Origin of the sequence: Shewanella sp. Iso12 (assembly GCF_012030025.1) — a bacterium.
GTDB classification, from domain to species: domain Bacteria; phylum Pseudomonadota; class Gammaproteobacteria; order Enterobacterales; family Shewanellaceae; genus Shewanella; species Shewanella algae.
In genome coordinates this window covers 53,874-73,125 of record NZ_JAAUHW010000004.1, presented here as the reverse complement: position 1 = coordinate 73,125, position 19,252 = coordinate 53,874, and the positions used below count along the sequence as shown (strand labels likewise).

Annotated in this window: 10 protein-coding genes; all 10 read right to left on the bottom strand. The window is 52.6% G+C overall.

Annotated features, from left to right (window positions below):
* Positions 1-148 precede the first annotated feature (148 nt).
* Positions 149-1,168: a quinone-dependent dihydroorotate dehydrogenase gene (gene pyrD, locus HCX89_RS09060; RefSeq protein ID WP_044734601.1), complete on the bottom strand. Its 1,020-nt coding sequence runs from the start codon at positions 1,166-1,168 to the stop codon at positions 149-151.
* 61 nt (positions 1,169-1,229) lie between these two features.
* Complete coding sequence (locus tag HCX89_RS09055; protein ID WP_107004909.1) at positions 1,230-6,077, bottom strand: NAD-glutamate dehydrogenase; 4,848 nt, start codon at positions 6,075-6,077, stop codon at positions 1,230-1,232.
* A gap of 265 nt (positions 6,078-6,342) precedes the next feature.
* Positions 6,343-8,652: an RND family transporter gene (locus HCX89_RS09050; RefSeq protein ID WP_144437699.1), complete on the bottom strand. Its 2,310-nt coding sequence runs from the start codon at positions 8,650-8,652 to the stop codon at positions 6,343-6,345.
* Between the two features lie 12 nt (positions 8,653-8,664).
* A complete protein-coding gene (locus HCX89_RS09045) occupies positions 8,665-9,705 on the bottom strand; it encodes a YCF48-related protein (protein WP_167715758.1) in 1,041 nt (346 codons plus the stop codon).
* Between the two features lie 89 nt (positions 9,706-9,794).
* Complete coding sequence (locus HCX89_RS09040) at positions 9,795-11,162, bottom strand: DUF1329 domain-containing protein (protein ID WP_167715756.1); 1,368 nt, start codon at positions 11,160-11,162, stop codon at positions 9,795-9,797.
* Positions 11,163-11,175: 13 nt separating this feature from the next.
* The gene (locus tag HCX89_RS09035; protein WP_028781454.1) at positions 11,176-13,230 is read right to left on the bottom strand and encodes a DUF1302 domain-containing protein; all 2,055 of its coding nucleotides are present in this window, start codon (positions 13,228-13,230) and stop codon (positions 11,176-11,178) included.
* A gap of 315 nt (positions 13,231-13,545) precedes the next feature.
* Positions 13,546-13,761, bottom strand: a complete 216-nt coding sequence (locus HCX89_RS09030; protein ID WP_025011156.1) for a DUF2835 domain-containing protein — start codon at positions 13,759-13,761, stop codon at positions 13,546-13,548.
* An 8-nt stretch (positions 13,762-13,769) separates the two neighbouring features.
* Entirely contained in the window at positions 13,770-16,355 is a 2,586-nt protein-coding gene (gene pepN, locus HCX89_RS09025) for an aminopeptidase N (protein ID WP_167715754.1), read from the bottom strand.
* A 125-nt stretch (positions 16,356-16,480) separates the two neighbouring features.
* Entirely contained in the window at positions 16,481-18,544 is a 2,064-nt protein-coding gene (prc, locus tag HCX89_RS09020) for a carboxy terminal-processing peptidase (protein WP_044734607.1), read from the bottom strand.
* A 30-nt stretch (positions 18,545-18,574) separates the two neighbouring features.
* Positions 18,575-19,234: an RNA chaperone ProQ gene (gene proQ / locus HCX89_RS09015; RefSeq protein WP_071237465.1), complete on the bottom strand. Its 660-nt coding sequence runs from the start codon at positions 19,232-19,234 to the stop codon at positions 18,575-18,577.
* Between the last annotated feature and the right edge of the window lie 18 nt (positions 19,235-19,252).

Below are 19,252 nucleotides of genomic sequence, written 5' to 3'. Positions count from 1 at the left end.
GAATAATAGATGATATTTTACCCAATATCAAAAAAAGTTTTAGATATTAGATTGAGATAACAATATCTTAGACAGATCCTTTAGATCAAAAAACGATCGATTCAAATAAAAAGGATCGCAGTTGCGATCCCTTTGAGTGTTTTTTAACTTATTTGGATCTATAAGCGTCAACAATATCTTTAATTAATTTTGGCCCTTGATAGATAAAGCCGGAATAGATCTGCACCATGCTTGCTCCTGCATCCAATTTATCCAGAGCATCCTCGGCAGTATTAATACCGCCTACCCCCAGGATCGGGATCTCACCTTTCAAACACTGCGCCAGATATTTGATCACCTTGGTCGACAACTTGTTCAGCGGCTTACCGCTGAGGCCACCTGTCTCGTTGGAGTTGGCCAGGCCACTGACCCCATCACGGGTCAAAGTGGTATTGGTCGCTATGGCACCATCAAACTTATGTTTCAATAATGACTCGGCGATCTTTTCGATCTCTTCTTCGGTTAGATCCGGCGCTATTTTTAATGCTATGGGTACATACTTGCCATGCTTTTCTGCCAGTTCTGTTTGTTTGTTTTTTAAGCTCGCCAGCAAGTCGTCCAATAATTCGCCATATTGCATGGTACGCAGGCCGGGTGTATTGGGAGAAGAAATATTAACCGCGATGTAATCGGCATAGGCATAAACCTTGTCCATACAGATCAGATAGTCATCTTTCCCCTGCTCTACCGGTGTATCTTTATTTTTACCTATATTGACACCGACCATAGCATTGGATTTTTTAGCCTTGAGATTAGCCACCAGATTATCCACGCCGAGATTATTAAAGCCCATGCGATTGATAATAGCCTTGGCTGGCTTAATCCGGAAAAGCCGAGGTTTATCGTTACCGGGTTGCGGTCTTGGGGTCACAGTTCCCACTTCAATATGACCAAATCCCATGGCATGAAAGGCATCGATACATTCACCGTCTTTATCCATACCGGCGGCCAAACCGACGGGATTAGGGAATGTCAGCCCCATGAATTCGACCGGGGCCGGGGCAAGATGCTGCGCATAAAAGCAGTTCAGCGGTGAGTTACCTGTGGTTCTGAGACTACTGATGGCAAAGTTGTGGGCGCGCTCAGGATCCATCTGAAACATGACTTTTTGTGCGAGTTTGTAAAACATGGTTTCTCCTAGACCTAAAAAAAGCCCCGGCGTTTGCCAGGGCTCTTATTGTTATAATAGCTTACTTCTGCCCTTCGCAGTGCAGGATCAGCAGATTCAGTTCACGTAGCGCTACTGAGAACTTCGCAAATTCATGGGTTTGCGATGTCTTGAAGTCAGCCAGCATGTGGAACCAGCGCTCCAGCAAGCCCTGATTGAGTTCGACCCATTGTTCGATAATGGCATCGGACTCACAGCTGTCGGTACAGCTGCGCAGTACCGCCGACGTCAGTGCTCTTTGCTGCCAATCCAGCTCCTCACGGAAGGCTGCTCTGGCCAGTGCCTGCCAGTGGTTGGCCACCGGCTGACCACCGATCTGCTCCAGGAACCAGTGCAGATCGATTCTGGCGCCCAACTTGAAGTAAGTTTCTGCCACCAGTGAAACCGGCTTGGACTCCAGCTGAGCTATCTGGGCGATATCCAGTGCCGAGAACAGCGTACTCATGTTGGCAACCAGACTGGCCACCTCATGAGGCACGGCTTCTTTTTCCAGTGCGGCGATATCCTCTTCAATACCCGCCAGCTCATCGGCTACCAGATAAGAGCGGATATTGGCTTTCAGCTCGTCGAACACCGGCTTATAGAAGGCAACAACCTGCTCTATGCTCATGGCGCGGCTACGGTTACGCAGGAACCAGCGACAGGCACGGCGCATGTTACGGCGCAGCTGATGCAGCATCTCGCCCTGAACAACCGCGGGTACTATGCCGTTCAAGTCAGTAATGGCTTTGGTTAAATCTGCCAAACCAAACACTTCGCGAGCCATAGTGTAACAAATAGCGGCATCGGCAACTGAGGCGCCTGTCTCATCCTGCATACGCTGAACGAAATTAAGCCCCATATCGTTAACCAGTTCATTGGCCAGCGAGGTAGCAATGATCTCACCGCGCAGCGGATGCTGAGTCATCTTGTCGGCATACTTCTGCTGCAGCTTGCCAGGGAAGTAATCCACCAGCAGTTGGCTCAACCAGGCGTCATCTGTGATCACAGGTGTCAGCAGTTGCTCCTTGAGCACCATCTTGGCGTAAGCCACCAATACCGACAGCTCAGGACGGGTCAAACCACGGCCGCTGGCCAGACGCTCGGACAGCTCCTCTTCTGTAGGCAGGAATTCCAGTGCCCGGTCCAACTTACCTTCTTTTTCCAGGTAGTTGATGAAGCGGATCTGCTCTTTGAGCTGCTCGGCGCCGCGCACCTGAGTCACAGAGATGGTGCGAGTCTGATCTTTACAGTCCTGCAGCACTATCTGAGCGACTTCATCTGTCATCTCTTCCAGCAAGCGGTTACGCTGCTTGAGAGTCATCTCGCCTTCGGCCACCAGGGCGTTGAGCAGAATTTTGATGTTAACTTCGTTATCCGAACAGTCCACACCACCCACGTTATCGACAAAGTCGGTGTTGATACGGCCACCATTGGCAGCGTATTCGATACGGCCGAGCTGAGTACAACCCAGGTTACCGCCTTCACCTATGATCTTGGCCTTAAGCTCGCCACCGTTGACCCTCAAACCGTCGTTGGCGCGGTCGCCGACTTCGGCATGGGTTTCACTGCTCGCTTTGACATAAGTACCGATACCGCCGTTCCAGATCAGGTCTACCGGCATTTTCAGCAGGCACTTGATCAGCTCAGTCGGCGTCATAGCATCCTTGTCGGTCGCCAGCATCTTCTTGATTTCCGGCGTCAAACTGATGGATTTTGCGCTACGGGCAAAGATACCACCGCCTTTGGAGATCAGCTCCTTGTTATAGTCTTCCCAGCTGGAGCGAGGCAGATTAAACAGACGCTGACGCTCGACAAAGCTGGTCGCTGAGTCCGGCGTTGGGTCAATAAAGATATGCATGTGGTTGAAAGCCGCCACCAGTTGGGTGTGCTCAGACAAGAGCATGCCGTTACCGAATACGTCACCGGCCATGTCACCTATACCCACACAGGTGAAATCTGTGGTCTGGCAATCGATACCTACTTCGCGGAAGTGACGTTTCACCGACTCCCAGGCGCCGCGGGCGGTGATGCCCATCTTCTTGTGGTCATAACCGTTGGAACCACCGGACGCGAAGGCATCACCCAGCCAGAAGCCATATTCGATGGCAATGGCGTTGGCGGTGTCAGAGAAGGTCGCCGTGCCCTTATCGGCGGCAACCACCAGGTAAGGGTCGTCTTCATCGTGACGCACCACATCCACAGGAGGAACCAGGTCGCCGTTGACGATATTGTCTGTGATATCCAGCAGACCACGGATAAAGATCCGGTAGCATTCCTGACCTTCGGTGAAGAAGGCTTCACGGCCGCCTTCGGTCGGCAGTTGTTTACAAACAAAGCCACCCTTGGCACCTACGGGCACAATCACAGTGTTCTTAACCTGCTGTGCCTTCACCAGACCCAGCACTTCGGTACGGAAGTCCTCGCGGCGATCAGACCAGCGCAGACCACCACGGGCCACTTTACCACCACGCAGATGCACACCTTCAACCCTTGGGCTGTAGACGAAGATTTCAAACTTCGGCAGCGGCTTGGGCATTTCAGGGATCTGGTTGGGGGCAAACTTGAAGGAGATATAATCCTTCGGCTGGCCGGCGGCATCTTGCTGATAGAAGTTGGTTCTCAACGTGGCGTTGATAAGATCCAGATAGCGGCGAATGATACGGTCATCATCCAGGCTGGATACGTCATCGAGACGCAGATTGATCTGCTCGATAAACTTATCCAGCGTGCGGGTCTTCAGCTTGGGATTGAACTTACGAATAAACATCTTCACCAGCGAATCGGCAATCTGCGGATAACGGCTGAAGGTTTCTTCGATGTAAGCCTGGCTGAAGGTCGCATCTATTTGGCGCATATACTTGGCATAAGCGCGCAGCACTGACACTTCGCGGCCGGAAAGCCCGGTAGCCAGCACCATACGGTTGAAGCCGTCGTCTTCCAGTTTTTTCTGCCAAACCTGAGCCAGCGCGGTCTGGAATCTGTCCTGGCTGTCTGCCAGGTTTTCAGTGGCGCCGCCCTGTACTGTCATCAGGAAGTCGAGGATCCAGAAGGTTGCACCATCTGTGCTCTTCACTTCATAGGGACGCTCATTGATCACCCTAAGACCGAAGTTTTCCAGCATAGGCAGCACATCCGAGAGATGGATAGGCTCATCCTTGTGGAACAGCTTCAAACGTACCTTGTTGCTGCCGGGCGCCGCTTCCTGTGGCTGATAGAACAACATGCCCAGCTTATGGTCATCGTCCAGCGCTTCAAGTTGCTGCAGATCCACCACTGCCGAAGTCGGCAGCACATCGTCTTTGTAACTCTGCGGGAATGCGGTCAGATAACGCTTGAACAGGCGAGTACCCTGTTCTTCACCCAGTGAATTGTTGAGCGCGCTCTGAAGTTTATCTTCCCATGAGCGAGCGGCTTCAATCAGATTGTTTTCTATGGCAGCCACATCGAGTTCCAAATTATTGTTGTTGTCGACTTTAACTATGTAGTGGGTACGGGCCAAGCTCGACTCGGAGAAGTAAGTGGTAAACTCCACCTCTTCATTACTGTTAAAGGTTTGGGCGAAGATCCTTTGAGTATCTTCACGCAGACGGGTGTTGTATCTGTCTTTGGAGACATACACCAAACAGGACAGGAAGCGGCCGAAACCGTCTTTACGGACAAACAGCTTGAGTTTATCTCTATCCTGCATCTCCAACACGCCATGTGCCATGTGCGACAACTCTTCGACGCTTGCCTGAATAATCTCGTCCCTTGGCAGATTTTCCAGAATATTCATCAACGCTTTATAGTCGTGGGAGCGCGGTGCCAGTCCTGACTTGTCCATCACCCGCTGGACTTTCTCGGCCAGCAGGGGGATCTCTTTCGGGCTGCGGTTGTACAGATTGGAGGCATACAGGCCGATGAATCTGTCTTCACCGACGACATTACCGGTCTCATCGAAACGTTTGACGCCGATATAGTCGACATAGGCGGGTCTGTGAACCCGGCTCTTCGCACTGCTCTTGGTCAGGATCAGCAAACTGTTGTCCAGCGCTTCGCGGCGAGCCGATTCAGAGAAAGAAGACAGCATCAAACCGTGCTCTGGCTGCGCCTTGCCGGGTTTGTTCATCAAGCCCAGGCTGCTTGCCATATCCGGCACCAGCTCAACGTCACCCTCGACTTTTCGCAGGTCGTAGCGACGATAACCCATCAGAGTAAAATGATGGTTGTTCAAATAGTTAAGGAAGCGAGTCGCTTCTTCAAGTTCGGCTTTCTCACCGGGGAATGGGCGCTTTGGTAGCTCTTCAGCCACTTCTGCCAGCTTGTCGGACATGGCGCGCCAGTCATTGACGGCAGCGGCGACATCACCGAGCACGGACTCTATCTCTTTTTCGAGTTGTTTTATGTCCTTGTCGCTGCTTTGACGGTCGATTTCGATCAGGAATACCGCCACCTTATCGCTGTCTTCCTTGCTGTCGTTAACAAAGCTGACCCGCTTGATGTCTGTGCCCTGGCGCTCAATGGCCAGTGGCGTATGCAACATCATATGAGCTGTGATCCCCAAACGGTTGAGGGCCATACCCACAGAATCCACCAGGAAGGGCATATCGGGCTGCACAACTTCTATGATGGAGTGGGTTGATTGCCAGCCGTGCTTGGCCTGGCTTGGGTTAAATACCCTTAAGTGAGTTTCCCCACAAGGCGTGCTGTTCAGGGCATTCCAAAGACTCAGGACGGCACCGTAGAGATCGCTATCGTTACGGGCCAGGAGATCGTCCTTGGACATGTGAGCGTAGAGGCAGGTGGCGAACTGTTCCACCTGATTTGCTTGTGCTTTAGGGACTTTGGAGTGGATTAAACTGACTACCTTTTCAAGCAGTACTGAAGGCATTGCATCTTTCAAGGCCATTTTGCTGTTTCCTTAAGCGTCTATGGCAGCGCTTTTTTCATTATATGGATGCTTCGACGAATGACCCGGGCCTGAATTTTTTGTGACCGAGGTCATGCCGCGCAGTGTATTACTAAACACACCATAATTCGAGCAAAATTTTAGTGGTACATCCTGTACAAATCCAGCAATGACGGGATATTGAAGGGAGTGGTGAAGAAGTAATCGGAATAACAGACTAACTATGCAGCAAGGGCAGGAGAAACTTCTTCCCCTGCCCCCATCACTAACTGTGTTTGCGCCAGAAAAGTGCCGCCAGCGCAGGCAGGATAATTATGGCCCCGAGCATGTTGACCACAAACATGAAGGTAAGCAAAATTCCCATATCCATCTGGAACTTAAGTGCAGAGAAGAACCAGGTGCTCACCCCAATAGCCAAGGTCAGGCCAGTGAAGATGACCGCACTGCCCCGCTCCATCAAGGCTTCGAAATAGGCCTGCTGCACCGCCATACCATCGCGCAGTTTCACGGCCATGGTCGACAGGATATAGATGCCATAGTCCACCCCAATACCCACCCCGAGGGCAATAACCGGCAAGGTGCTCACCGTCAGGCCTATATCCAGCCAGGTCATCAGTGCCTGCGCCAGTGTCGATACCACATACAGAGGCAGAATCACTGCAACCGTGGCTTTCAGTGAGCGGAAGCTTATCAGGCAGAGGATAAACACCGCGCCATAGACATACAGCATCATAGGCAGCTGCGCCTCGGCCACGGCCTCGTTGGTTGCCGCCATCACCCCGACCGGGCCGGAAGCGAGTTTAAAGCTCAGCTTGTCGTCGTCCATTTCGGCGGCCAGCAGCTTCACCTTGTTCACCACCTGCTCTATGGTTTCCGCCTTATGATCCTTAAGAAACAGATAAACAGGCATCACAGAGCAATCGCCGTTCAGCAGGCCTGTGCTGGTAGGAATTTGTGACACCAACTGTGCCAGGCTGGCCGGGCTCCTGGGCAATACCTGCCACTTGGGGCTACCCTCGTTGAAACCGGCATTCACCTGGCGTGCCACCGAGGCGATACTGGCGGTAAACTCAACCCCTGGGGTGTTGCGCGCCAACCATTCGAACCTGTCAATCTTCTCCAGCGCCGAGTGATAGGTACAGGCCTCGGGATAGGCTTCCACTATCACACTCATCACGTCTGTGGTGATAGAGAAATGATCGGTAATAAAGAAGGTGTCCTGGTTATAGCGGGAGTCCTGATGCAGCGCCGGTGCTCCGCCCTGAAGATCGCCGATTTGCATCTTGCCGGCTTGCTGCAACCCGCCCAGATAAAGCAGCGCAGTGGCAGCTACCACCACCACAGCATATTTTGGAGTGGCAAAACAGGTGAGCTTTTGCCAAAAGGCCGCTGTCTTGGCCTCGGTGACAACGTCCGCTTTCTCGGCCTTTATCTGGAAGAAGGAGATCACCAAAGGCAAGAGCACCAGGTTGGTCAGGATGATCACCGCCACCCCAAGCGATGCGGAAATAGCCAGCTCGCGAATAATGCCGATATCGATTGCCAGCAAGGTCATAAACCCTATGGTATCCGACAGCAAGGCGACCCCGCCCGGTACCAAGAGGCTACGAAACGCCGAAGCCGCCGCCACCTTGGTACTCTGACCATCGGCGACCCGCTTGCGGATGGCGTTGATCATCTGTACCCCGTGGCTGACACCTATGGCAAATACCAAAAACGGCACCAGAATCGACATGGGATCCAAGCCAAAGCCCACCACGGTCAAGAGACCAAGCTGCCAGACCACGGCAATCAAGCTGCACACCAAAGGCAGCAGGGTCAACACCATAGAGCGGGAGAAGAGATACACCATCAGGGCCGTGACTAAAATGGCTATCAGGAAAAACAGCAGTACCCCTTTGGCCCCATCTGCCACATCGCCGGCCATCTTGGCAAAACCTATGATGTGAATCTTGATGCCATCTTTTTCAAACTGACCTCTGAGCTGCTCTTCCAGTTGGGCAGCAAACGCCAAAGTGTCCAATGGCTCGCCGGTTTGCGGATCAAAGTCCATCAGCTGCGCCGTCACCATGGCAGCGCTGTAGTCCTCTGCCACCAGACGGCCGACTATGCCGGCCTTTTCGATATTGCCTCTGACCCGCTCAAGCCCGGCTTCTGTCGTACTGAAATCCGCCGGGATCACTGGCCCTCCGGCAAAGCCGTCTTCCACCACTTCGGTAAAACGTGTCGACGGCGAAAACAGGGATTTCACCTGAGAGCGCTCTACCCCGGGAATAAAGAACAGTTGATCATGCACATTCTTCAGGGTGTCGAAAAACGCCGGATTGAAAATATTACCGCTGCTGTCTTCTACCGCCACCATGATGGAGTTGGCACCGCCAAACTGCTTCTGGTGTTTGAGGTAGGTCTGCATATAGGGATGATGCAGCGGAATGTTTTTGACAAATGCCGCATCCATTTTCAGCTGACTGGCCTGAAAGCCCAGAAATACCGTGGTCAGCGCAAACAGCAGTATCACTCCGATACGATTGCGAAAGAGAAAACTCTCAATCCCATTGACCAGTCTGTCTAACATAATAATGGCCCTTTATTGTTGTTTTAGTTCGAAAAGCCCTTTGGTTCCGGCTATCCATAACCGGCCCTTGGGGTCAACGGCAACTGCCGATAAGTTTTCCCCTCTGCGCTGGGTTACCAGCTCAGCGTGTAAGTTGTTATCCAAACGAATCACAGCGCCGCCATTGCCGACCAGCAGCAGGCTCCCTTTGACCGGCGCTGCCGCATTGAGGGTCGACTCAAGCGGCATCTTTATCTCCTGCCACTGACTCATATCTTCCGGTGCGCTGAAGGCATGCCCTCGCAGACCAAACACATAGAGCTGTTTATCCCTTTCTATGGCATTGAACAAAGAGCCGTCATAAATAAACTCCAGTCGCTGCCACAAACGGCCGCCATCTTCGGAAATAGCTACCATTCCCAGCTCCCCGACCATAAGCAAGCGCTTATCTTCAAGGGCGATGACCCGATTGAAATGGGGCAGAATAGAGTCAGACTCGGCCTGATAGGCCTCTTCATCCTGCTGTTTGAGATCCGCCAGATAATAGGCGTCATCTTGGCTCAAGAGCTCGGGATGAAATTCTTTCTGCCAGCTTTGGCCACCATCTGTGGTGCGCAGAAATAGACCATAGGCGCCAACGGCTATTCCGTTTTGCGAGTCGGCAAACCAAACATCCAACAAGGGCCGGGCAAGCTCTGGCGAACTGAACTGTTGCAGCCAGGAGAGCCCGCCATCTTGGGTGGCAAGAATGGTGGCATCATGGCCCACGGCCCAGCCATGATTGGCATCGAGAAAAAATACCTTGGTCAACTGCGCCTGACTCGGTGTCGCCACCTGTTGCCACTGATTGGCATCGGCGCTGAGCCTTAAGATATGACCCCGCTCACCGACCGCCACCATAGTGCTGTCGGCCTGAGCAATATCCAACATCAAAGAATGAACGGCCAAAGGCTGCAGCTGGCCGGTCAGAGCCCCGGTTGCAGATTGCGTTTCGGCGTGAAGGGGCGAAATCGCGCCCTGGAATGTGAGTATGCCAAGGCCCAGAGCCGCTGCTTGAAGCATGCGATACGACATTACAGACTTCCTTAGGGTTGAAAGGGGCGCACGCGCCCCTGGAATTTCCAACTGGGTGACCTCAGCCACCCATTACAGATGCCACAGGCTTAACGTATCCCTTCGCGGCGCAGCGCTGCCGGGGTGAAGTTGGCCTCGGACAACTTGGCATCGAAGTCATACATACGGCCTTCGTTATCCAAACCTATGGCGATATAGCGACGGGACTGCAGATCGTGATACACCTCGAGGGTACTCCAGTGAGTCGGCACCTCGTAGTAGTTCAGGCCATGAGCCATGGCAACCCGATACAGCTCGTCACGGTTGTCGTACAGATCGGCGATTGATACCTGCCAGGAATCCTCATCCAGATAGAAGACCCGGGTCTTGTAGATGTGGCGCATTCCCTCTTTCAAGCTGGCCTTGACCACCCAGACTCTGTGCTTTTCATAACGCACATAGTCAGGGTTCAGGTGACCTGACTTGAGTAGCTCACTGTACTTGACCTTATCCGAGTGCAGACGGTAGTCGTTATAAGGAATGAAGATCTCTTTCTTGCCAAGCAGTTCCCAGTTGTAACGGGAAGGCGAACCATTGAACATATCGAAATCATCCGTGGTGCGCAGGCCATCGGAAACCGTACCTGGAGTGTCGAAGGCCACGTTGGGCGCCTTTCTCACCCGGCGCTGCCCTGTGTTGTAAGTCCAGGCTTGGCGGGGTTCCTTTTCCTGATCCATGGTTTCCTTCACCAATAGCGCGGTACCGGCAAGACGCGCAGGCTGGGTAACTACCTGTTTGAATTCAAACAAGATATTGTTCTTTTTCAACTCTTCGAGACTGGCATCCGGGCGTGAGTATTCGAAGCGTATCTCTTCGGCCATTTCCACCAGAGTATAATCGCCGCTGGCGGTAGGCGCGGCTTGGCTACGCTCGGTTTCGATATCAATACCGCGGAATCTGAGGATATGGTTCCAGATGGCTTCAAGGCCATTGGCCGGCTCAGGGAAAGGAATACCTATGGAAGCGCCATCGACACCATTGCCCTCGGCTACCAGAGTTGCACGGGTAGCATTGGCCTTGGTGGCATCATAGACAAACTGAGGCACAGAAGCGGTACGCCGGGTCTGGTAGATGTTCATCTTAAAGCTGTCGGGATAGGTTTCGAACATCTTCAGCTGGCCAGGCGTCAAAAACTCCTTGTATTGATCCTTGTTGGCCGCGGTAACCGTCGCCAGCGGCTTGTCATCCGGGAAAGGATCGGGATGGTGCATGCCCTTTTGATAGCCCGCTGGAGGTGTGGTAATACCGCCGTCCCAAGCCGGAATACTGCCATCGGCATTGGGGCCCTTCTCAGCCCCGAGTGGAGTCAGACTGGTACCCAATTTTGCCGCATCGGCCTCGGAAATCTTGGCTTCTACAGCTGTGGTGGCCCCCAAAGCCAGGATCACAGCAGCAGACAATATAGCTATAGTTCTCATTTTATTGTCCTTATCAGATCGAAAACTTAACGTTGAAAGACACATAATCGCGATCGGCCATCGCGTTGGTTGTGCCTACCCCACCGAAGAAACTGTTATAGGAAAGATCCGCGCCCCAGCGGCTCTGGTAGTCAAAACTGAGTCCCAGTGCCACGGACTTGCGACCTTCGGTAAACAGGAACATAGGATCCGGGGTGATACCCTCAACGTCATGGGAGAAAATCACTCGAGGTGACATATTGATGCCGGAGAACACATTGTTGAAATCGGCCTTGGCGACAATCCGGTAACCCCAGGCGAAATCTGTAGGGAACGGATTGGTTTCAGGACCGTTGTGCAACGCCTCTATGATGCCAGGCATATCCGGATTGCCGCCGCTGCGACCTGTGCCTGGGCCATTGAGCCTGAGTTCATCAAAACTTGGCATATCGTGGATCCATACCCCACCGACTTCGGCGAGCATGGTCAGGTTATCAGTCCCCAAAGTGGGACCGAACAAATGGGTAAAGGTCATCTGCGCTTGAGTGGTATCGAGACGAATATAACCTTCGGCGTATTCACCCGGACCGACATCCTTGACATAGGAAGTGTACTGGGACAAACCATCAAGATCCGGCCTCAGCCCTGCGTTGGCCAGCTGTTGTGGCATAGCGGCAAATAGCAGTTCCACATCATCAATCTGCAGTGGCTCATCCTGGCGGTGTGCGATTTCACCGGCTACAGAGGTATCGCCAAGCAAGGTGTTGAAGCTAAAGCCATAGAGCTTGATATCTTCAGGATAAACCACCTGGGCCTTGGAGAAGCTGTCCAGGCTCAGCAGCACTTCACGGTTAATATTGCCGGCGTTTTGCCCAAGCACCGCCATATCAGACAGCAGCGCGCCTGTACTGAAGTCCGCCGTGGTACCACTGATGAGTGGGCGACGGCTATGGTAGTTCATGTAGTACAAGCCAAACTCGGTTTCACCCAGCTCCGGAGCGTAATAACCCAGTTTGATACCGTACTGACCGGAATCGCTGGGAGCGGCTTCATCTTCCACCAATGTCACCTTGGTGGGATAAGCCAGTGCCATCTGCACCAACTGCTCGGTCGGAATATTCTGTCCGGAGGCTATCATGTTGGACAGACGGTTATATTCCTGGGTCAGGAAGTCGAGATTGATATCCGGGTTGGCGTTGAAGCCGAGCTGTGCGTTTTGGTTGTAGCCACCGTAACCGACAAAGTCGTTGGTGCCGAAAATCGACCCGGGAGTCGGAACCCAGATAGGCTCCCAGTCATACTGATAAAAAGCTTCCAGCGACAGGTTTTCGGTCACCCCAAAAGAGGCCCACACCATACCCTGTGGCCTGAAGGCTTCCTTCAATTCTGCGCCCGGCGCGTTGAGTATGTTCAAATCAACCGGATTGATCACCGCAATACCATGGGAAATCAGCGTGCTTTCCCCCCATGACACCACTTGATTACCCACACGGATAGTCAGTGGATTGGCACCATCGTTGAAATCGAAGTTGGCATAGACGAAGGCATCCAGCAGACGGATATCCTTACACTGCACCTCCTCGGCGCGCTTGTCGGCGCAAGGGTCGTAGCGGTTGCCGGTCAGAGGATCATTGAAATCGTAAATTCTGTCGTTCAGCTTACGATCGTAGAAATACATGCCGCGGGCGAAAATACCGAAATTCTCATACTTGAGCGACAACTCGTGCAGCCCCTTGAAGATTTCCGAGGTGGTATCGCCCTTGGAATAGAGGAGATTACTCAAGTCATTGTTGCTGGAATAGGAACCGGGCTGCGCCCAGATCTCGGCAGCCGTGTACTTGGTATCAGTAAAAGCGGAATAGCCACTCCAGTCGAATCTGGGATGGTTAACCTTACCTATCTGACCATCCCAGTCACGTCCTTCCACGCGCCAACTGGCGCCCAAGGTCCAGGTCGAATCAAAGGAGCCATCCACATCGCCCCATTTGAAAGACACCGCTTCGACACTGGGGATCATCCCTAAACTCAGTGCCGACGCCACCCCCAAAGCGAGCGCCGACTTGTTAAAACGGTTTATCACTGTTTTCATTTATCGCTTCTCCGTAACCTGCTGGATTAATTGTTATAGGAGTCTCAACCAACATCTTGTTAGCTCACAGGTAACACCATTGTTACAGCAATTAATGCTGATGAGCAAGGCGGATACTGAGAAATTTATTGTGCAGATTTGAGGACTTAAGACGGATCCGTCATTCAGGAAAGGCGCAGGGATTTAAATTTTTGTTGAGTATGCAAACGACAGTGAAGGTTAACAGCTATAACCCAATTAATTTCAATGAATTAACCTTTGTTACAGCTGTAAAAAACGGCCGACTGATTTAGTCGACCGTTTTAAGTAATTACTCTAAAGTTGTTTCAGGGAAATGAACTTTCCATCCCGGTCCAATCTGAGATGGAATTCACCGTGAATACCATCGGCGGTCAGAAAAGGACGTAGACGACGGCCGTTGATCCAGAGGATCTTGCCACCCTTTTCCCTGACCTCAACATTTTCAGCAATACCTTGATAGTAAGGTAAAAAGTCCTGATAACTCAGATTGAGGCGAAAGTAAAATTCCATCTTTAAGCTCAGTCTTCCAGTGCGCGGCTGACCTTCTCATAAAGATCCCGTGACAGCTCAGGCATAGCCAACAACTCCTGCAGGCAAGCCTTCATTTTGGCCTGACGCCCGGCGTCAAACTTGGCAAACTGGATCAGCGGAGTAATGATCCGTGCTGCCACTTGCGGGTTGAGGCGATTGAGCTGTTTGAGCATGGCGGTAAGGAAAGCATATCCCTTGCCGTCCCGGCGGTGGAATTGGCGCACATTGGCCGCGGCAAAACTGCCCACCAAGGAACGAACCCGGTTGGGATTATTCAGACTGAAGGCCGGATGTTGCAACAGGGTCTCGAGTCTGGCGATCACCTCATCATCTTCGGCCATCGCCTGCAGGCTGAACCACTTGTCCATCACCAGAGGGGTCTTGTTCCAGCGCTGCTCGAATGCCTGCATCAGGGCATCGCGGCAATCACAATCGGCATCGTTGGCGGCAAGCAGCGCGCCCAGCGCATCTGTCATACCTGAGGCCGATGCAAACTGCTGTTCAATCAAAGACTCATGCTCATCAGAGACTTTGGCCAGCAGCCAAAGCAGGGTGTTTTTCAAACTGCGGGCGGCGGCATCATCCAGTGGCAGCAATTGACGATAACGGGCCAGCAGCTCATCTTCACAGCCAGTGGCGATGGCTTCAATCACAAAGTCGCGAGCCAGCAACAGGGCATCCAACTCCACCTTATCGGCCTGCTCAATCAAGGAAGACACTGAAAGCAGCTTTAGAATTTCGGCCGCAAGGCCCTTATCCAAAGCTTCGTCCAGTATCACACCTCTGAAGCCGTCGACAACCCGAGGATCCAGATGCATCCCCTGCCCTTGTTCAAGTAAGGCAACGTTGGCCCAAACAGCGCGGCTGAAGAGACTCATCGCCGCTTCCCAGCGGGCCACTTCACTGCCGGCATGGCGCAGTAAGCAGAGCAGCTGCACTGTGCTGTAGTCATACTTGAGCTTCACCGGCGCCGAAAAGTCCTGCAACAGCGAAGGGATCGGACGGGCACTGATATCCTTGAACTCCAGAGTCTGCTCGGCCTGGGTAAAATCAAACACTTGGTTGACCAAGGCGTTGCCGTCATTGCCCAGCAGTTCCAGGCTGAAAGGAATATGCAACGCTGCCTTGGCCGCTTCACCGGCGCGCACTGGGGTGAACTGTTTGAGGTGCAGGCGGTAAGTCGCTGTGCTTGCATCATACTCATCGGTCACTGTCACTTGAGGGGTGCCCGCCTGGCTATACCAAAGGCGGAATTGAGTCAGATCTTTACCTGAGGCATCTTCCATAGCGGCGACAAAGTCGTCACAGGTAACCGCCTGGCCGTCGTGGCGCTCGAAATACAGCTTCATCCCCGCCTGGAAGGCCTGCTCACCCAGCAGGGTGTGCATCATGCGGATCACTTCGGCGCCCTTGTTGTAAACAGTGACTGTGTAGAAATTATTCATCTCTATCACGCTTTCGGGACGAATAGGATGCGACATCGGGCCAGAATCCTCGGCGAACTGCTGGTTCTTGATGACCTTGATGGCATGAATACGGTTGACGGCCCGGGAGCCGAGATCTGAGCTGAATTCCTGATCGCGAAATACGGTCAGGCCCTCTTTCAGGCTCAATTGGAACCAATCGCGGCAAGTTACCCGGTTGCCGGTCCAGTTGTGGAAATATTCGTGGCCAATCACAGATTCTATACCGTGAAAGTCATCATCGGTCGCCGTGTCTTTATCCGCCAACACATACTTGGTGTTGAAGATATTCAGGCCCTTGTTTTCCATGGCGCCCATGTTGAAGAAGTCCACAGCCACCACCATGTAGATATCGAGATCGTACTCGAGATCAAAGCGTGACTCGTCCCAGGCCATCGCCTTTTTAAGTGAAGCCATGGCGTGTCCGGCCTTGTGCAGGTTGCCCTTGTCGACAAACACCTGCAGTTTGACCTCTCTGCCGGAGCGGGTGGTAAAGCTGTCTTCCAGCAGGTCAAAGTCACCGGCAACCAAGGCAAACAGGTAAGCGGGTTTAGGGAAAGGGTCTTGCCAGACGGCGAAATGACGACCATCGGCCATCTCCCCTTTCTCCAGCAAGTTGCCGTTGGAGAGCAGGAAAGGAAATGCCTTGTCGGCTTCGATACGTACCTGGTATTTGGCCAGCACATCGGGACGGTCGAGAAAATAAGTGATGCGCCTGAAACCTTCCGCCTCGCACTGAGTGCAATAGGCGCCATCGGACATGTACAGGCCTTCCAGTGCCGAGTTATCGGCCGGGCTGATGTGAGTCACCAGAGTCAATTCAAATTCGTTGAGTTCGGTTTCAAGCAGTAGTTTACCCGGCTCGAGGCGATAGTCGGCCGGTTCACCATTGACCAATAGCTGCTCCAGCTCCAGCTCGTCACCGTCAAGCTGCAGAGGTTCATTGTGACTGCCGTTGCGCTTTACCCGGCTGACGGCCGTCACTCGGGTTTGCTTGGGTTCAAGCTGAAATGAGAGTGACAGTTCGGGGATCAAAAACGCCGGTGGACGATAATCGGCCAGGTGCTTGGCCTGCAGTTGTTGCGGGGAAATGGTTTGTGCTTCAGACATAGGTCATCCTTAATTCGTTGGGCACTGGCAGTCGCTGAGTTCGTTGACTGATCTTGCCTCTGTTCACGCTGGGAGCAAACAAAAAACGCGCAATCAGCGCGTTTTTATGTTTCCTGGAGCCAGCATCAATTTGCGCTGTTTTTTGCCAATCTCTGATAGTCCACCATATCCAGAGTGATATAGACGGCTTCATCGAGGAAGGCATCCGGAGTCTCGATTTTCTTCTCGTCTTCGGAGACATTTTCATCGTCATCCAGAGACTTCAAGGGTTCGAGACCATGGTCAACCCGACGTTCGTTGAGGCGGGCCAACTGTTTCTGATCGTCCTTATCCCGCTCGGCCAAGCGCTCACTTTCCACCAGAGAAACACTCTTCTCTTTATGGTGTTTCTTGAACTCGCCTATGTCCTGCAGTATATAACCGAACTCGACGTCCTGCTTAATCCGACTCTCGTGGCGTTTCGCAAGATTGCTGACCATCTCTGCGCCGATTTCACCCAAAGGCTGGTACTTGGCTACAGGCACCTTATCCCATGGCAGTGCATTGTCTTCTTCCGCCTCACCATATTCCCCCGGCTCCAACGCACTGGGGAACGGAATATCCGGAGTCACACCTTTCAACTGAGTGCTGCCACCATTAATACGGTAGAACTTGGCTATAGTGTACTGCACATGGCCAACCGGCTTTTCATACAGGTCGTAGATACGGCCAAGGCTCTTGTGCTGCTGCACTGTGCCTTTACCGAAGGTAGACTCACCGATAATCAAGGCGCGGCCATAATCCTGCAGCGCAGCGGCAAAAATTTCCGATGCCGAGGCCGAGTAACGGTCAACCATCACTGTGAGCGGACCGTCATAATAGCTCTTGCCATCGTTGTCACGGTTTTCGCTGATGCGACCGTTGGCGTCACGAATTTGCACCACAGGCCCCTGATCGATAAACAGCCCGGTAAGCAAAGTCGCTTCGGTCAAGGCGCCACCACCGTTACCACGCAGGTCAATAATCACACCTTCAACCTTGGCTTCATTGAGTGTTTGCAACTCCTTGGCCACATCCCGGGATAAGTCCATATAGAAGCCGGGGATCTGGATAACACCAATTTTACGCTGAGCGTAAGGACCGGTTTCCGGCTCGACTATCTTGGAAGTCGCCGCCCTGTCTTCGAGACGAATTTTGTCCCGCACCACAGTCACATTGATGGGTTTGGCATTGGAGCCGCCTTTTTTGGGCAGCACCTGCAGAGTCACCTTGCTACCTTTAGGGCCTTTGATCAGGTCGACTACATCATCCAGACGCCAGCCGATAACATCGACCATCTCCTTGCCTTCCTGACCTACACCGACAATTCTGTCTTCAGGCGCCAGCTTCTCACTCAGCGCAGCAGGACCACCGGCCACCAGACTCTTGATAACTGTGTAGTCATCTTCCATCTGCAATACGGCGCCTATCCCTTCCAGGCTAAGGTTCATCTCCATCTGGAAACGTTCGGCATTACGGGGAGACAGGTAACTGGTGTGCGGTTCGACACTGCGGGCAAAGGCATTCATCAGCCCCTGGAACACGTCTTCACTGTTGGTTTGCTTCAAGCGTTTGATGGCGTTGTTGTAGCGCTTACCCAGCACATCAACAATCTCCGGCCACTCTTTACCGGTCAGCTTGAGGTTGAGGGCATCGTACTTGACCCGCTGACGCCACAGCTCGTTGAGCTCGGCCTCGTCTTTGGGCCAGGCGGCATCTTTACGATCAAAGACATAAGCATCGCCGGCCTGATTAAAGTCCATCTCTTTGTCGAGCAGACTCAAGGCATAGGCAAAACGCTCGTAACGGCGCTGCTGCACCAGATCGTACATCTTGTACGCCGGTTCCAGATCGCCGCTGCGTACCATATCGTCAAACTGATTGGCATAAACCTTAAAACTGTCGATATCGCTCTGCAACAATACATTGCGGCGGTAGTCGAGTTGTTCAAGAAAGCGTTTGAAGATCTGCTGCGAGAAGGCATCATCCAGATCGAATCTGTGATAATGGGAGCGACTGAACAGGCCGGTTATCCGTTTACTGGCAACCTTGTGTTGCGGCTCCTGTTGCAAATGGGGTAACTCGCTGACCGGGACTGCCGGTGAGATAGCCAGCGCCTGGGATCCCATAAAGACACTGGCGATCGATGCAGCAAGAATAAATTTTCGCATCAGCAAGTTACTCCTTTCTATTTGATGATTTTACAGCAGAATATGTTCCACGCGGACCTTAACTGACAGGCCGGAATCCAGTTGGACGTGAACATCTTCTTTATTGATGTCGAGGATCACACCGGCTACCGGTGTCATACCCAATTTGACATTCACTCGCTGTGAAGGTTTCAGCTCTTCCAATACGGCTGGTACCAATTCCACGGCTGGAGCGGCAGGCTTGCTAGGCTTACGGGCCGCCTTTTTATCGCTGCGTGGGCGCTCGTTGCGGGGCTTGTCCCCTTGAGGACGAGGCTTACGCGCAGGCTTGGCTTTTTTGGCTTCACCTTCTTTGGCTGGCTCGGCAGCACGGCGGGCCTTGGCTTTTTCCTGACTCTCTTTCAGCGTCGCCTTGGCATGTTCAATATGCTCTGGGTCCAGTTCGCCGCAAGGGTTACCATCGAGATCCACCCTCTGAGCGCCTTCCTTGATGCACTTCAGATAGCGCCAACTGTTGGTGTAGCGTCTCAGGGCGACCCTAAGTTGGGTCTTACTGACTTTGGAATCATCAGCCAACCTTTCAGCCAAATCCTGAAACAGTCCTATCTTCAGTGGTTTGGTTTCTCCTTCGGCAATAAAGCACAAAGGGAATGTTTCATACAAATACGCCAGAATAGCGTTGGTGTCGGTCAACTTTTCTGTTGATTCCATCATTACTTCCACAGTTAA

Excerpts from the sequence above, each read along its gene's own strand:
- pyrD (WP_044734601.1), bottom strand. The coding sequence starts at position 1,168 with ATGTTTTACAAACTCGCACAAAAAGTCATGTTTCAGATGGATCCTGAG.
- HCX89_RS09055 (WP_107004909.1), bottom strand. The coding sequence starts at position 6,077 with ATGGCCTTGAAAGATGCAATGCCTTCAGTACTGCTTGAAAAGGTAGTC.
- HCX89_RS09050 (WP_144437699.1), bottom strand. The coding sequence starts at position 8,652 with ATGTTAGACAGACTGGTCAATGGGATTGAGAGTTTTCTCTTTCGCAAT.
- HCX89_RS09045 (WP_167715758.1), bottom strand. The coding sequence starts at position 9,705 with ATGTCGTATCGCATGCTTCAAGCAGCGGCTCTGGGCCTTGGCATACTC.
- HCX89_RS09040 (WP_167715756.1), bottom strand. The coding sequence starts at position 11,162 with ATGAGAACTATAGCTATATTGTCTGCTGCTGTGATCCTGGCTTTGGGG.
- HCX89_RS09035 (WP_028781454.1), bottom strand. The coding sequence starts at position 13,230 with ATGAAAACAGTGATAAACCGTTTTAACAAGTCGGCGCTCGCTTTGGGG.
- HCX89_RS09030 (WP_025011156.1), bottom strand. The coding sequence starts at position 13,761 with ATGGAATTTTACTTTCGCCTCAATCTGAGTTATCAGGACTTTTTACCT.
- pepN (WP_167715754.1), bottom strand. The coding sequence starts at position 16,355 with ATGTCTGAAGCACAAACCATTTCCCCGCAACAACTGCAGGCCAAGCAC.
- prc (WP_044734607.1), bottom strand. The coding sequence starts at position 18,544 with ATGCGAAAATTTATTCTTGCTGCATCGATCGCCAGTGTCTTTATGGGA.
- proQ (WP_071237465.1), bottom strand. The coding sequence starts at position 19,234 with ATGGAATCAACAGAAAAGTTGACCGACACCAACGCTATTCTGGCGTAT.